The organism is Thermosipho sp. 1070 (assembly GCF_001682135.1).
Classification (GTDB): domain Bacteria; phylum Thermotogota; class Thermotogae; order Thermotogales; family Fervidobacteriaceae; genus Thermosipho; species Thermosipho affectus.
The window spans coordinates 1,375,998-1,390,594 of sequence record NZ_CP007121.1 but is presented as its reverse complement, the minus strand read 5'-3'; the positions used below and the strand labels follow the sequence as shown (position 1 = coordinate 1,390,594).

The window sequence follows — 14,597 nt, the reverse complement described above, 5'->3', positions numbered from 1 at the left end:
ATTCGCCAGCCCTTTATTAGAGGTGTTAAATATGATAATAAAAAAAAGATACGTGTATATTGACACTCCTCAAGTAATTAACAAAAAAAATGTAGAAGAAAAAAAAGAAAAAGAAGAGGTAAAACAACAAGCTGATATTATTAAAAACGCACAAAAAAAGGCAAATGAGATAATTGAAAAAGCACAAAAAAAGGCAAATGAAATAATTGAAAAAGCAAAAAAAGATGCACAAAAAATTTTGGATGAATCGATAAAGGAAAAAGAAAATCTAATTAACTCTCAAAAAAAGGCTACTCATGAGAGTATTAGCAAATTAAACGAAAGAATAAATTTTTTAATACAAAAATTCGACGAGAACATACTAAAAATTGTGGAACAATTTGAAAATGACTTGTTCCAGTTAACAAAAATAATTATTTCAAAAATTCTTGAAAAAGAAATAGATGAAGAGATAACAAAGAGAAAATTAAACAAAATTTTAACTCACATCGCTGGAATGAAAAATGTAAAGTTATACTTAAATCCTGAAGATATCAAACTATTAGATCCTAACATTATCTCTCAACTAAACAATAAAGGGATTGAAATAATAGAAGATTCTAAAGTACAATTTGGTGTAATCGCAGAAACTGAAATAGGAAATATCAATACTGATCTAAAATTTCAAATGAAATTAATCAACGAAATTATAGATGAGGTTCTTAAAAATGGATAAATTTGAATTTTTAAAAAAGAAATTATTGGAATTTGAACCCTATCAAAAAATAGGTGCAGTAAACAAAATAGTGGGACTAACAATTGAATCAAAAGGGCCTGATGCCTTTCTTGGTGAACTATGCAAAATACTTACCGAATATAGAAAGGCATATGCGGAGGTAGTTGGATTCAATGAAAGTGGTGTCATTCTGATGCCTCTTGAAGACATCTCTGGATTAAAAAAAGGGTGTCAAGTACTAAGAACGGGCCAACATGTAAGTATCCCAGTTTCAGAAGAGCTGCTTGGAAGAGTTATAGATGCCCTTGGAAGACCACTGGATGGTAAAAAGATCTTTTCAAAAGAAAAGATCCCCATTGTAAGAGAAGCTCCAAACCCTTTGATTAGAAAGAGAATAACAACACCTATATCTGTTGGAATAAGAGCAATTGACGGTTTTTTAACCCTTGGATATGGTCAAAGAATAGGAATATTCGCAGGGAGTGGTGTTGGAAAAAGCACACTCCTTGGAATGATAGCCAGAAACACCTCAGCAGATATAAATGTAATATCGTTAATTGGTGAAAGGGGAAGAGAAGTAAGAGAATTCATAGAAAAAGATCTAAAAAAAGATGGATTAAAGCGCTCAATAGTTATAGTTTCAACTTCGGATCAACCTGCTCTTTTAAGAGTTAAAGCTTTACTAACGGCAACTGCTATCGCAGAATACTTTAGAGATAAAGGATATAATGTCCTTTTAATGGTCGATTCTTTAACAAGGTGGGCAATGGCACAAAGAGAAGTTGGCCTTGCTACTGGAGAACCTCCAACAACTAGGGGTTATCCACCTAGTGTTTTTGCAGGTCTTCCAAAAATTTTAGAACGAGCGGGAAATTCCGATAAGGGAAGCATTACGGGAATTTACACTGTACTTGTAGAAGCAGATGATTTTAATGAACCTATTTCTGATACAGTACGTGGAATTGTAGATGGTCATATAATACTATCAAGAAAACTTGCAGAATCAGCCCATTATCCAGCCATTGACATATTAATGAGTGTGAGCAGATTAATGAACGACATTGTTACTAAAGAACACAAGATTGCCGCTATGAAACTTAGAGACTTAGTTGCAACATATTACGATGCAAAAGATTTAATAGATGTTGGTGCATATAAAAAAGGTACCAATCCTAAAATAGACAAATCAATTGAACTTATAGAAGAAATAAATAAATTTCTAAAACAATCAATCGATGAAAGTATGTCCTTTGAAGACACGGTACAATACTTGATTTCAATCGCAAAAAAAATTTAGGGGAGGAAAATTAATGAAAAAGTTTTTGTTTATTTTGATTATTTCTTTTCCCGCTTTTTTATTCGCCGTAAAATTTTCTCTAACATATGAAAATTCCCTATACAACGGAATAAAATACTTTTCAAATACCTTTATACCTGAATTTTCCTACACAAACAATAATTTTTCATTCATGGCATCTATGAAATTGTCAAATGACGGGAAATTTCTCCCATTTTATCCACAATTTTATGGGGATTATTATATAAAAATAAAAAATGCTGGCATTGTAATTACTCAAAATAATCTAAAAATCAAATTCGGAAATTTCGAAAATTATGACGTGATAGATTCACCTTATTCCCTATTCATATCCTCCCTCGGCCATTCAAAACCTGAAGCATCAATAAAATATGAAGATTCTAATTTTCTATACGAGTCAAGGTATATACTAGCAACATACAACAAAAATGGTTTTATTGACAAAGGCATTAATTTAAAATATTACGCTATAAAAATCCATAACTTTACATTTGGATTTGAAGAAGCAGCAGTATATGTTCATAGAATATTTGATTTTGAATATTTTTCCAATCCCTTACCAAACTTTTTTATACAAATCTATAGAATAAACAACATATATGGAAATTCATTTAATGATAACAGTTTAATGGGGTTTTTTGCAAAATATAAAAGTAAGTACTATAACTTATACGGACAGATTTTAATAGATGACTTTAACGCAAACAGGTTTTTTAATCCAGAACACAATACAGTAGACAAAATAGCCTGGTCTTTTGGAAGCACTTTAATGCTTGAAAAGATAAAATTAAAGATTTTTCATGCAGGGGCAACAAAATACACATTTCAACCATCTAGCATCGATGAATCAAGTAACGCATTTTATTATGGTTATACATATTACAACACGTTGGAGCTTAACAACTTTCCCATAGATTATCAAGATATATACATTGGATACAAATATGGAGAAAATAATCTTGCTTTTATGATAGAAGCAGAATACATAGACAAAATAAAATTGAACACCGCAATTGAGTTGGTAATCTCTGGAACAAAATCACCAATAAATCCTTGGACAGACAAAGACACATTTGATCCAAATTTTAATTTGCTTAACGAATCCAAACTTGAAAAAAGTGTATTTTTACATTTCAGTGTCCTTAAAAAATTTGATATAATTAGTTTAGGATTTAACTCCAAAATTGGAAAGATATTTAATGTTTTAAAGAAAGTGGATGCAAACGATGCAAATGGCTTACCATACTTTGCCCCCTCAAATGAACAAAAAAACATCTTAGAACTAAGTATATTTTTTAAAATTGAAATATAAGGAGGAAAAACAATGAAAAAGATCTTTATTACACTTTTAACTTTGATTACAATATTAGCTTTTTCAGATACTATAGTTCTCAAAGATGGCAGTCAAATAAAAGGAGAAATACAGACTATTAATTCAAATATTATAAGCATTAAATCTATTGTAGGACAAATTGTATCGTACACAGATTTGATAAAAGAAGTATATTTCGATGAAAGTGCTACTCCAATAGCTGGCGCATGGATCGAACCAAACGAAAATGAATGGATCAATATTCCCGGAAAACTCACAAAGTTTGATGGAAATTCAGGCACTGTACTTCTACCAAATAACGGAACATTTGTGTTTTCAAGTAGAGATGCTATTAAATACTCTAATTTTGTAGAAACACAAAAAAATACTGAAAACAAACAGTATACATCCATTATCCCAGGGAAAACTGATAAATTAAAAATTACTTTAAAAACAGGAGGAACATTTAGTGCAAACTTTTCTTCAAGACTTGGTGACGTAATCACATTCACCGTAGAAAAAGGTATTATATCCATCCCAACCAGCTTAATTAAATTAATAATTTACCCTGAAAATACAAAATACAACATAGTATTTACATTAAGAGATGGCGCGAAAATACACGCAAAGATACTTAAATTTGAATCTAATAGTTTTTTAATTGAAACGGCAGTAGGTGTAATGTTTGTAAACCCAGAAAATATCCATACCATAGAATTTTTATTCTAATTGTAACAAAAATTTTATTGAATTTGTAGATTGGATGTCAAAAAAAGATAGTAAAATTTTTCACGAGGACCATGAAAAAAGGAGGGAAAACATGAGAATAGCCATTAACGGATTTGGAAGAATTGGAAGGTTAGTACTTAGGGAACTCATACGCCGCAATAGCGACATTGAAGTTGTAGCCATTAACGATTTAACCGATGCAAAAACATTAGCTCATCTTTTCAAATATGATTCGGTACACAAGATTTTACCCAACGAAGTAAAAGCAACAGAAAACTCCATTATTATTGATGGTAAAGAAATCAAAATATTTGCTGAAAAAGATCCAGAAAATCTTCCATGGAAAGATTTAGGAATTGACGTTGTAGTCGAATCTACAGGTGTATTTAGAAAAAGAGAAGGAGCAGAAAAGCACATCAAGGCAGGTGCAAAAAAAGTTGTTATTACCGCTCCCGCAAAAGGTGAAGATATTACAGTAGTTTTAGGATGTAATGAAGAACAATTAAAACCTGAGCATGCAATTATTTCATGTGCATCTTGTACAACAAACTCTATAGCAGCTATTGCAAAAGTAATTAACGATGAATTTAAAATTGTAACAGGTCATCTTATAACAGTTCACTCATATACAAATGACCAGAGAATACTTGATCTTCCACACAAAGACTTAAGAAGGGCAAGAGCTGCTGCTATAAATATTATTCCTACAACAACAGGTGCTGCAAAAGCCGTTGCTTTGGTTGTTCCAGAATTGAAAGGAAAACTCGATGGTATGGCAATAAGGGTACCAACACCAGTTGGTTCACTTACAAACTTAAGTATAATAGTTGAAAAAGAAACTACCACAGAAGAAGTAAACGAAGTCGTAAGAAAAGCAACAGAAGGCAAATTAAAAGGTATTATAGGATACAATACTGAACCAATAGTAAGTGGAGATATAGTTGGTACAAGATATGCAGGAATCTTTGATTCTACCCTTACAAAAGTAATGGATGGAAAATTGGTAAACATTTTCTCTTGGTACGACAATGAGTACGGATACACTTGTAGAGTCGTAGATACACTAGAACTTGTAGAAAAAATGTTATAATCTATTCCATTTTTAATACCAATGGGGGCAAAGCTGCCCCCATTGTTAAAAGGGAGGGAAATATCAATGGAAAAAATGACAATCAAGGATTTAGATTTAAATGGTAAAAAATTAATTATGAGAGTAGATTTTAATGTCCCTTTAAAAGATGGAATCATAACAGATGATACAAGAATTGTAGAGGCACTACCTACAATAAAATATGCAATTGAAAATGGAGCATTAGTTATTCTTTTGTCACATCTTGGAAGACCAAAAGGTGAAAGAAAACCTGAATTTTCACTTAAACCTGTTGCTCAAAGACTCAGTGAACTACTGGATAAAGAAGTAATATTTGTTCCAGAATTATACGGTGAACCTGTAAATAAAGCAATTGCAAATGCAAACCCTGGAGATATTATTCTTCTTGAAAATACCCGTTTTGATAAAGGTGAAACAAAAAATGATCCAGAACTTGCCAAAAAATGGGCTGAGCTTGCAGATATACACGTAAATGACGCCTTTGGAACAGCACATAGAGCACATGCAAGTAATGTCGGCATTGCCCAATACATCCCAAGTGTAGCAGGGTTTTTAATGGAAAAAGAAATAAAGTTTCTTTCCAAAGCAACATCAAATCCAGAAAAACCATACGTAGTAATTCTCGGTGGTGCAAAAGTTTCAGACAAAATAGGTGTTATAACCAATCTATTAAACAAAGCCGACAAGATTTTAATCGGTGGAGCAATGATGTTTACTTTCTTAAAGGCGCTTGGAAAAGATGTTGGTTCCTCATTGGTTGAAGAAGACAAATTAGATCTTGCAAAAAAAATTCTCGATTCTGCAAAAGAAAAAGGAGTAGAATTTATATTACCCGTAGATGCCGTATGCGCACAAAAAATAGAAAGTGGTGTTGAGAAAAAAATATTCAAGATTGATGAAGGCATTCCAGAAGGTTGGATGGGCCTTGATATTGGTCCAGAATCAATAAACCTCTTTGAAGAAAAAATAGCAAATGCAAAAACAATTGCATGGAATGGACCTATGGGAGTATTTGAAATTGAAGACTTTGAAAATGGAACAAAAGAGATAGCTCTTGCTATCGCAAATGAAACTGAAAAAGGAGCAACAACAATTATTGGTGGTGGTGATAGTGCAGCAGCTATAGCTAAATTTAAATTAAAAGATAAAGTCTCACATGTCTCAACTGGAGGTGGCGCATCTCTTGAATTCCTAGAAGGAAAAGAACTACCTGGTATTGCAGCTATAGCTAATAAAAAAAAAAATAGAAGATTAATTCTTGCAGGTAATTGGAAAATGAATAAAACTCCTTCTGAATCCATGCATTTTGCATCTATATTACTAAATGGGTTTGCAAAAATGAAAGGATTTGATGTAATAATAGCACCAACATTTATATCAATTCCTGCTGTATATGAAATATTAAAAGATTCAAACATAAAACTTGCAGCTCAGAACATGTATTCTGAAGATGAAGGTGCATTTACAGGAGAAATTTCTTGGAAAATGCTTAAAGATGCTGGTGTAGAATACGTTATTTTAGGTCACAGCGAAAGAAGAAATATCTTTAGAGAATCCGATGAATTAATCAACAAAAAAATATTAAAAGCCCTAGAAGTTGGTTTAAATCCCATCTTCTGTGTGGGCGAAAAATTAGAAGAAAGGGAAAATAATCTTACATTTGCTGTTATTGAAACACAAATAAAAAAAGGACTAAAAGGAGTTAAGGATATCGAAAAAGTAATAATCGCCTATGAGCCGGTTTGGGCAATTGGTACGGGTAAAGTTGCAACTCCACATCAAGCACAAGAAGTGCACAAATTTATAAGAAACTTGATTAAAGAAATGTACGGTGATGAAGCCTCAGAAAAGATAAGAATATTGTACGGTGGAAGTATTAAACCAAATAATTTCTTTAAATTAATAATACAACCAGATATTGATGGTGGTTTAGTGGGTGGTGCAAGTCTAAAAGAAAGTTTCATAGAACTTGGCAAAATAATGAAAATAGTGATATAATAAAAGCTAGGGGGATTCCCCCTAGTTTCTTTTTTTAGGAGGGTACCTAATGAGAAAAATACTCATTATTGATGATGAAAGAAATGTAAGATTGCTTATAGAGAAATTTTTAGATGAATATGAAATTGATTCACTCATTAGTGTAGAGGAAGCTTTAAAAAAGATCGTGGAAAATAAAGTAAAGTACGACCTTATTATCACCGATTTAAAACTTCCAGGAAAATCAGGCTTGGAATTAATTAGGGAATTACGCAACAACGCATACGAGTGCCCTATTTTAGTTGTATCTGCATATGTAAAACCAGAAATATTATCTGAAATTTTTAAATATGACAAAGTAGATTTTCTTTCAAAACCTTTTACAAAAGATGAATTAACAAAAAAAGTAAAAAGTTTAATCGAAGAGCAAAAAGATTCATTTGATAAAGCATTAAGAAATGCAAATAAATATTTAGAATTAGGAGAATTAAACAAAGCAGAAAAAATGATAAAACAAATGTTTTACATACTTCCTTCTTCGCCTATTCCACATTATTTGATGTACGAATTACTAAAGAAAAGGGGAAACATTAGTCTTGCCGAAAAACATTTAAAAGCCGCAAAAGCCCTTGATGAGGAGGAAAACAATGAAAAAAATTGACGAACTTTACCTTGTAATAATTGGCTGTGGTAAAGTTGGCGGTAACGTGTCAAGTATTGCATCTTCTATGGGACACAGTGTAGTTGTAATTGATAAGGAAGAAAGCTCATTTGAAAATTTATCACCAGATTTCACGGGATTTTCTATTGTGGGTGATGCCACTGAAAAAGACGTACTTGAAAATGCCAAAATAAACAAAGCAGACTATGTCTTGGTGCTTACTCACGACGACAATACAAATTTTCTTATTTCTTTAATGTGCAAATATTATTTTGGAGCAAAAAAAATAATTACGAGGGTCTATGATCCAGATAATGTAAGTTTATTTCAAGAGTACGATATTGAAATTATTTCTCCAACTCTACTTATAATTGGTGAATTAAAGCGAATATTGGTTGGTGATTTGCTATGAAAGTTGTCATAATAGGTGGCGAAAAAATCGCATACTTTATGGCAAAATCCTTTTCGAGTAAAGGATATAAGACATATTTGGTAAATAAAGACCAAAAAGTATGTGAGGATTTTGCACGTGATTTAAAAGCAATAGTAATACACGGAGATGCAACAAAAAAGAAATTACTAGAACAACTTGATATAGAAGAAGAAGATATAATCGTAGTTTTAACAAACAAAGATAAAGAAAACCTAATAATAACCCAATACGCCAGAAAAATATTCGGAGTAAAAAACATAGTAACTCTAGTTAACAATCCAGACAATATAGAACTTTTTGAAAAATTGGGAATCACAGCAGTTGTAAGTACAACTACCATGCTGCAAAAGGCAGTAGAAAATCTTCTTTTTGGAAAAGAACTTGAAGAATTTCTTTCAATTGAAGAAGGAAAACTATCATTTTTGAAAGTAGATATCCCTGAAACCTCTAAAGCTGTTGGAAAATACTTAAAAGATTTAAATCTTCCACACGAATGTGTAGTGGGAGGAATTCTAAGAAAAGGAGAAGTTATAATTCCACACGGTAACACTCAAATAAAAGCAAATGATAGACTCTATATTGTAGGTCTTCCAACTGCTCAAACTGAAATATTAAATATATTAACGGAGGAATAAAATGCCAAAAAAATCAGAACAATACAAGGTCATTATATACAACGTTGGTTTAATATTAATGTACTATACAATAATTATTCTTTTCCCCATTTTTTTGGTACTTTTCTATCCAAATGAAATGATAAATATCTTTGGATTTGTATTTCCTGCTTTCTTCTCGTTTATTTTGGGTTATACCCTTTTTAAAATATCAAATATTTCTTCTCAACAAACTGTGACTGTTAGAGAAGGTGCTGTAATTGTTCTATTTACATGGTTTTCAGTTGTACTAATCGGTTCTATACCATTTATGCTTATTGAACATTTAACCTTCTCACAAGCTGTTTTTGAATCTACCAGTGGTTTTACAACAACTGGATTGACTATGTTTACAGATGTCACAAATGTTTCAAAAATGATTTTAGTTTGGAGAAGCTTTATGCAATTTATAGGGGGAGCAGGCTTTGCACTTATAATGATGGGCTCAGTAATAGGTCCCAAGGGGTTTGGTTTATACCATGCAGAAGGAAGAGTTGATAACATCGCTCCCAATATAAAAAGATCAGCTAGAATAATTTCATTGATATACGTCTCTTACGCTATAATAGGCACCATACTATTAGATATCTTTGGAATGCCACTTTTCGACGCATTTAATCATTCTCTAACAGCACTTGCAACGGGTGGTTTCTCTGTTAGAAATGGCAGTATAGGTGAATATAATAATTTGTCTTTAGAAATAATTATAATAATTCTAATGTTTTTAGGTGGTACGGGGTTTGGTGTTCATTATGTACTATGGAAAGGAAATTTCAAAGCCTTGATCAAAAATGGAGAGCCCTGGCTTATGCTTTCAACAATTTTCCTAACCTCTACTCTAATTAGCATAAATGGATTTGGAAAAATATTTAACAGTTTTTCAGAAGGATTTAGAGAATCAATATTTCAAACAGCATCTGCAATAACTGGTACTGGTTTTTCAACTGTCGATTTAACTAATCCCACGTGGATTAACTTTGGGCTTGCAATGTTTATTTTAACCTCACTAATGATGGCAGGTGGTGGTATGGATTCAACTGCCGGTGGATTAAAACAGTACAGAATTTGGGTAACTATAAAAGTGGTAATACATTCTATAAAAGAATTTCTTTTACCTTCTAAAAGTGTTACTAAAATTTTTGCATGGAAAGGTCAAAATAAAAATACCATTACAAATGACGATATAAAAGAAATATTTTTAGTATTTTCTATGTATTTTTTCACATTTTTTATAGGTAGTATAATATTATCCACTTATGGCTATGACTTAACAAGTTCCATGTTTGAATTTGCATCTGCAATGAATGGTGTAGGTTTATCCGTGGGCATAACAAAACCAACAATGCCACTTGGTGCAATGTGGACATTAACAATAGCAATGTTTACAGGAAGACTAGAATTCTTAGTAATCATATACGCAATCGCAAAACTTGTCGTGGATCTAAAAGAAACCATTAAAAAATAGTTTTGATCCTATTCAACGCCTCTTTCAAAATTTCTCTGGAGGTAGCAATATTCATACGTTGATATCCTTCACCACCTGGCCCAAATTCTACCCCATCGTTCAACCATACTCCTGCATTCAATAATTTTTGGTGAGGATTTTGAATTCTTCTAAAATCAATCCACATTAAAAATGTTCCTTCAGGCAAATTAACATCTATATTTAGTTCTTTCTCAAAAAATTTTTTAACAAATAAAGCATTTTCATAAATATAATCTAATAATTTATCCAACCAATGTCTTCCCTTTGTATAAGCAACTTCCGTCGCAACAATGGAAAAAATATTGGAATGTCCTAAATGCTGTAATTCAATTATCCTTTCAAACCTATCCCTTAAAAGCTTATTTGGAATTATCGCATTTCCAGACTGAAGTCCTGCAATATTAAAACTTTTGTTTGGTGAAGTAAGGACAATTGTATTATTATAGAATTTTTCATCTATACTTAAAAAGACCCTGTGTTTATTATTAAAAATAATATCTGCATGAATCTCATCAGAAACTACAATTATATCATTTTTCAAGCAGATTTCTCCTAATATTTCTAACTCTTCTTTCTTCCAAACTCTTCCAACGGGATTATGTGGACTGCATAATATTAACATTCTAACATCCTTATCTATTTTTCTCTCCAAATCCTCAAAATCCATTTCATAGTAGCCGTTTCTTTCGATCAAATTATTATACACAATTCTTCTACCAGAGTTTACAACCACTTCATAGAATGGTCTATATACCGGTGGCTGGACAATAACCTTTTCTCCCGGAAGCGTAAAAGCCTGTATTGCAAATGAAATACCTGGTACAACGCCTGGGACAGCAACAATCCAATCTTTTTTTATTTCAAAATCATGATATTCTTTAAACCATGTTATTACAGCATTGTAATAACTATCAGGTCTAAATGTATATCCGAAAACTCCATGCTTTACCCTTTTCAAAATAGCCTCTTTTATTTCTTCTGAAACTTCAAAATCCATATCTGCAACCCAAAGAGGTATTATATCTTCTCTTTTAAGATCCCATTTATATGAATTAGTTCCCCTTCTATCAGGTATCTTATTAAACATCTAAATTCCTCCTTAACGTTACATAAGATGTAGGTGTTTCATAAAGTTTTACTTCATATAAAAAATACCTATCTGTCTTTAACTTTTCTATCAACCTTTCCCATATCCATTCTGCAATATTCTCCGCACTTGGTTGCTCAATAATATCATTAATGTATGAATGATCCAAAATGTTCAATACATTTTCTTTTACTATGTTTTTCAATTCAATAAAATCAATCACCATTCCTTCTTCGTCTTTTTCACCAGCTACTGTAACTATCAATTTATACGTATGTCCATGCAATCTTTCACATTTCCCATGATACTTTACCAAATTATGTGCAGCATCAAATGTAAATTCCTTTGTAACAAGAAGCAAACTATCACCCCTAACATTTATTTTATCATTTTTAACAAAAAATGCCTCCTTATAAAGGAGGCATATTTGGTCTGGGCGGCGGGATTTGAACCCACGACCTCCAGATCCCGATTCTGGCGTTCTAGCCATCTGAACTACGCCCAGACACCGTAACTATTCTAACATATCAATCAAAAATCTGCAATGCAATTTTCATTACACTCTTTAGATTCTAGTTGAATTGTAGAATGAAAAAAACCATTCTTCTTTAACAACCCTTTCATTTCTCCTAGATATCTATCGTATTCTTCTCCATTTACCTTTACATGAGTTTCCAAATAAAGGGTATGACCATCCAAAGACCAAATATGTAAGTGATGTACATTTTCGACAAAATCGAATTCTTCCAATAATTTTTTTACTCTATCTAAATCAACTCCTTCAGGAATTCCCTGCATAACTATGCGAATTGATTCTTTCAGTATATGAATTGATTCAAAGATTATATAACCTGCAATAACAAAAGTAATTATAGGATCAAGTATCCAAAGGTTATAATATTTCATTATATAACCAGTTACAATAATACCAATTGAAGAAAACATATCACTGAAAATATGCAAAAACGCAGATTTCAAGTTTAAATTTTCTTTTCTATGTGCAAATAACAAAGCTGCGGTAAAAAGATTACCAAATAATCCAATATATGCTATCACTAACATAACTAATGTATTTATTTCACTGGGATATACCAATTTTTTCACACCTTCTAATATAATTGTAAAGGAAATGGAAAGTAAAACAACTATATTAATAATTGATGCAACTAACTCTGAACGTTTATATCCATATGTATACTTTCTATCTCTTGGCTTTTTGGAAATCTTCCTTGCAAAATAACTCGTTAAAAGCGCACCTGTATCACTTAGATTATGCAACGCATCTGACACAAGTGCCAAACTACCTGAAATTAGACCTCCAATTACCTCCGAAACTGTGATAATTAAATTAAAACCAACAGAAAAAGCTAATTTTTTTTCTACTATATCGTGACTATGTCTATGCATTTTTACTCCCTCCAAACTCTTGTATATGCTCTATCGCATACTTAATAATCACAACAATATGTTCATCATATAACCTATAGTATACATTTCTTCCAATCTTTTTGTACCTTACAAGATTGGTCTGCCTTAAAATTCTCAATTGATGCGAAACAGTTGATTGAGTTGAATTAGTTATTTTTTGAAGTTCAGTAACATTACATTCCTTTTCAGAAAGTGCAAGTAAAATTTTCAGCCTAGTTTGATCGCTTAGCACTTTAAAAAATTCAGACAATTCATATATCATATCATCACCTCTATATATGAATAATTGTTCATATATATTATACATCAAGTGATGTTTTCTGTAAAGATTTACTTAAAATTATCATATTAAGTTCTAATTAATGATATACTTTATACGTAAAAAAATGTGTGGGGGGGTAACAGATGGTAGAAAGATATGCTCTTGAACCTTTAAAATCTCTTTGGTCTTTAAAAAGTCAGTATGAAAGATGGTTAGAAGTAGAACTATCGGTTATACGTGCCTATGAAGAATTGAAAATAGCACCAAAAGGAACGTATGAAAAAGCTAAAAAAAATGCTTACATAAACGTTGATAAAATTTTAGAGGTAGAGAAAGTAGTTGATCACGACGTAATCGCCTTTATAAAAGTAGCTACGTCAAAAATGGGTGAAGAAGCAAAATTTTTCCATTTTGGACTCACTTCCTCTGACATAGTAGATACTGCAAACAGTCTTGCACTTGTTAGAGCGACAAAGTTAATTATAGAAGAACTTAAAAAGTTGTCAGAAATACTCCTAACTAAGGCATTAAACTTTAAAGATCTACCAACTATTGGTAGAACGCACGGTGTCCATGCCGAACCTACATCATTTGGATTAAAATTCCTCTCTTGGCATGCAGAAATCGAAAGAAATATAAAAAGATTGGAATTTGCCATGAAAGAAATTTCTATAGGTAAACTTTCAGGTGCTGTGGGAAATTATGCAAATATTGATCCAGAAATTGAAAAATTAGCCCTATCTTTCCTCTCTCTAAAACCTACAAAAGTTGCAACTCAAGTAATTCCAAGGGACGTTCACGCATTTTTAATTGAAGTTTTTGCATTAGTAGCAAGCGCTATTGAAAGAATGGCAGTTGAAATCAGACATTTACAAAAAACAGAAACATTAGAAGTGCAAGAACCGTTTAAAAAAGGACAACGAGGCTCTTCTGCCATGCCACATAAGAAAAACCCAATTTTATGCGAAAGACTCACTGGTATGTCCAGAATAATAAGAAGTTATGTTAATGCGGCACTTGAAAATATAGTTTTGTGGCATGAAAGAGATATTTCCCATTCATCTGTTGAAAGATATATGTTTCCAGATTTAACAACAACATTATACTATATGGTTATAAAAACACAAAAACTAATTGAAGACCTAGTAATTTATCCGGAAAACATACAAAAAAACATAGAAATTACAAATGGGTTAGTTTATTCGCAAAGGGTTTTATTAAAACTTGTGGAAAAAGGCTTAACTCGAGAAGAAGCGTACAAAAAAGTTCAAGAAATAGCACTTTATTGTTGGGAAAATAAAACTTCTTTTAAAGATGCCGTCAAGAAAAAATTTAACCTAACTGAAGATGAAATTAAAGAAATATTTGATCCAAAATATTACCTAAGAAATGTTAATAAAATTTTTAAAAGATTTCAATAAAAGG

Annotated in this window: 15 protein-coding genes and 1 tRNA gene; 11 read left to right on the top strand and 5 right to left on the bottom strand. The window is 31.7% G+C overall.

The features are described 5' to 3' along the window. The first annotated feature begins 31 nt into the window (after positions 1 to 31). The 10 genes from Y592_RS07075 to Y592_RS07030 all read left to right on the top strand — a co-directional run bounded on the left by Y592_RS07075 (position 32) and on the right by Y592_RS07030 (position 10,374). Entirely contained in the window at positions 32 to 715 is a 684-nt protein-coding gene (locus Y592_RS07075) for a FliH/SctL family protein (RefSeq protein WP_075666293.1), read from the top strand. Continuing rightward, entirely contained in the window at positions 708 to 2,012 is a 1,305-nt protein-coding gene (gene fliI, locus Y592_RS07070; protein ID WP_075666292.1) for a flagellar protein export ATPase FliI, read from the top strand. Before Y592_RS07075 ends, fliI begins: the two co-directional genes overlap by 8 nt. A 13-nt stretch (positions 2,013 to 2,025) precedes the next feature. Further along, a complete protein-coding gene (locus Y592_RS07065) occupies positions 2,026 to 3,345 on the top strand; it encodes a hypothetical protein (protein ID WP_075666291.1) in 1,320 nt (439 codons plus the stop codon). A gap of 12 nt (positions 3,346 to 3,357) precedes the next feature. Continuing rightward, positions 3,358 to 4,074, top strand: coding sequence for a hypothetical protein (locus Y592_RS07060; RefSeq protein WP_075666290.1), 717 nt, complete (start codon positions 3,358 to 3,360; stop codon positions 4,072 to 4,074). A gap of 91 nt (positions 4,075 to 4,165) precedes the next feature. Next, positions 4,166 to 5,164, top strand: coding sequence for a type I glyceraldehyde-3-phosphate dehydrogenase (gene gap, locus Y592_RS07055; RefSeq protein WP_075666289.1), 999 nt, complete (start codon positions 4,166 to 4,168; stop codon positions 5,162 to 5,164). 66 nt (positions 5,165 to 5,230) lie between these two features. Next, positions 5,231 to 7,183, top strand: coding sequence for a triose-phosphate isomerase (gene tpiA, locus Y592_RS07050; RefSeq protein ID WP_088368932.1), 1,953 nt, complete (start codon positions 5,231 to 5,233; stop codon positions 7,181 to 7,183). A gap of 49 nt (positions 7,184 to 7,232) precedes the next feature. Further along, positions 7,233 to 7,823, top strand: a complete 591-nt coding sequence (locus tag Y592_RS07045; RefSeq protein WP_075666287.1) for a response regulator — start codon at positions 7,233 to 7,235, stop codon at positions 7,821 to 7,823. Continuing rightward, positions 7,810 to 8,235 carry a potassium channel family protein gene (locus tag Y592_RS07040; protein ID WP_075666286.1) on the top strand — a complete coding sequence of 142 codons (426 nt, stop codon included), beginning with the start codon at positions 7,810 to 7,812 and terminating at the stop codon, positions 8,233 to 8,235. The genes Y592_RS07045 and Y592_RS07040 overlap by 14 nt, the downstream gene beginning before the upstream one ends. Further along, the gene (locus Y592_RS07035; protein ID WP_075666285.1) at positions 8,232 to 8,891 is read left to right on the top strand and encodes a potassium channel family protein; all 660 of its coding nucleotides are present in this window, start codon (positions 8,232 to 8,234) and stop codon (positions 8,889 to 8,891) included. The genes Y592_RS07040 and Y592_RS07035 overlap by 4 nt, the downstream gene beginning before the upstream one ends. A gap of 1 nt (position 8,892) precedes the next feature. Further along, complete coding sequence (locus tag Y592_RS07030; protein ID WP_075666284.1) at positions 8,893 to 10,374, top strand: TrkH family potassium uptake protein; 1,482 nt, start codon at positions 8,893 to 8,895, stop codon at positions 10,372 to 10,374. On the opposite strand, the gene Y592_RS07025 is transcribed toward Y592_RS07030, so the two are convergent. The 5 genes from Y592_RS07025 to Y592_RS07005 all read right to left on the bottom strand — a co-directional run bounded on the left by Y592_RS07025 (position 10,364) and on the right by Y592_RS07005 (position 13,172). Then, positions 10,364 to 11,482 (bottom strand): MalY/PatB family protein, encoded by a 1,119-nt coding sequence (locus Y592_RS07025; RefSeq protein ID WP_077287756.1) that lies wholly within the window; start codon positions 11,480 to 11,482, stop codon positions 10,364 to 10,366. The two genes, Y592_RS07030 and Y592_RS07025, sit on opposite strands and share 11 nt — an antisense overlap. After that, a complete protein-coding gene (gene queD, locus Y592_RS07020; RefSeq protein ID WP_075666282.1) occupies positions 11,475 to 11,843 on the bottom strand; it encodes a 6-carboxytetrahydropterin synthase QueD in 369 nt (122 codons plus the stop codon). Before queD ends, Y592_RS07025 begins: the two co-directional genes overlap by 8 nt. Before the next feature lie 67 nt (positions 11,844 to 11,910). Then, positions 11,911 to 11,987, bottom strand: a tRNA-Pro gene (locus Y592_RS07015). Positions 11,988 to 12,013: 26 nt separating this feature from the next. Further along, on the bottom strand, positions 12,014 to 12,889 hold the full coding sequence (locus tag Y592_RS07010) for a cation diffusion facilitator family transporter (protein WP_075666281.1): 876 nt from the start codon (positions 12,887 to 12,889) through the stop codon (positions 12,014 to 12,016). After that, on the bottom strand, positions 12,882 to 13,172 hold the full coding sequence (locus Y592_RS07005) for an ArsR/SmtB family transcription factor (protein ID WP_231450368.1): 291 nt from the start codon (positions 13,170 to 13,172) through the stop codon (positions 12,882 to 12,884). Before Y592_RS07005 ends, Y592_RS07010 begins: the two co-directional genes overlap by 8 nt. A 143-nt stretch (positions 13,173 to 13,315) precedes the next feature. On the opposite strand from Y592_RS07005, the gene purB reads away from it, so the two are divergent. Next, on the top strand, positions 13,316 to 14,593 hold the full coding sequence (gene purB / locus Y592_RS07000) for an adenylosuccinate lyase (RefSeq protein WP_075666279.1): 1,278 nt from the start codon (positions 13,316 to 13,318) through the stop codon (positions 14,591 to 14,593). The last annotated feature ends 4 nt before the right edge of the window (positions 14,594 to 14,597 follow it).

Coding starts and splice junctions, on each gene's coding strand:
- Y592_RS07075 (WP_075666293.1), top strand. CDS start 32: ATGATAATAAAAAAAAGATACGTGTATATTGACACTCCTCAAGTAATT.
- fliI (WP_075666292.1), top strand. CDS start 708: ATGGATAAATTTGAATTTTTAAAAAAGAAATTATTGGAATTTGAACCC.
- Y592_RS07065 (WP_075666291.1), top strand. CDS start 2,026: ATGAAAAAGTTTTTGTTTATTTTGATTATTTCTTTTCCCGCTTTTTTA.
- Y592_RS07060 (WP_075666290.1), top strand. CDS start 3,358: ATGAAAAAGATCTTTATTACACTTTTAACTTTGATTACAATATTAGCT.
- gap (WP_075666289.1), top strand. CDS start 4,166: ATGAGAATAGCCATTAACGGATTTGGAAGAATTGGAAGGTTAGTACTT.
- tpiA (WP_088368932.1), top strand. CDS start 5,231: ATGGAAAAAATGACAATCAAGGATTTAGATTTAAATGGTAAAAAATTA.
- Y592_RS07045 (WP_075666287.1), top strand. CDS start 7,233: ATGAGAAAAATACTCATTATTGATGATGAAAGAAATGTAAGATTGCTT.
- Y592_RS07040 (WP_075666286.1), top strand. CDS start 7,810: ATGAAAAAAATTGACGAACTTTACCTTGTAATAATTGGCTGTGGTAAA.
- Y592_RS07035 (WP_075666285.1), top strand. CDS start 8,232: ATGAAAGTTGTCATAATAGGTGGCGAAAAAATCGCATACTTTATGGCA.
- Y592_RS07030 (WP_075666284.1), top strand. CDS start 8,893: ATGCCAAAAAAATCAGAACAATACAAGGTCATTATATACAACGTTGGT.
- Y592_RS07025 (WP_077287756.1), bottom strand. CDS start 11,482: ATGTTTAATAAGATACCTGATAGAAGGGGAACTAATTCATATAAATGG.
- Y592_RS07010 (WP_075666281.1), bottom strand. CDS start 12,889: ATGCATAGACATAGTCACGATATAGTAGAAAAAAAATTAGCTTTTTCT.
- Y592_RS07005 (WP_231450368.1), bottom strand. CDS start 13,172: ATGATATATGAATTGTCTGAATTTTTTAAAGTGCTAAGCGATCAAACT.
- purB (WP_075666279.1), top strand. CDS start 13,316: ATGGTAGAAAGATATGCTCTTGAACCTTTAAAATCTCTTTGGTCTTTA.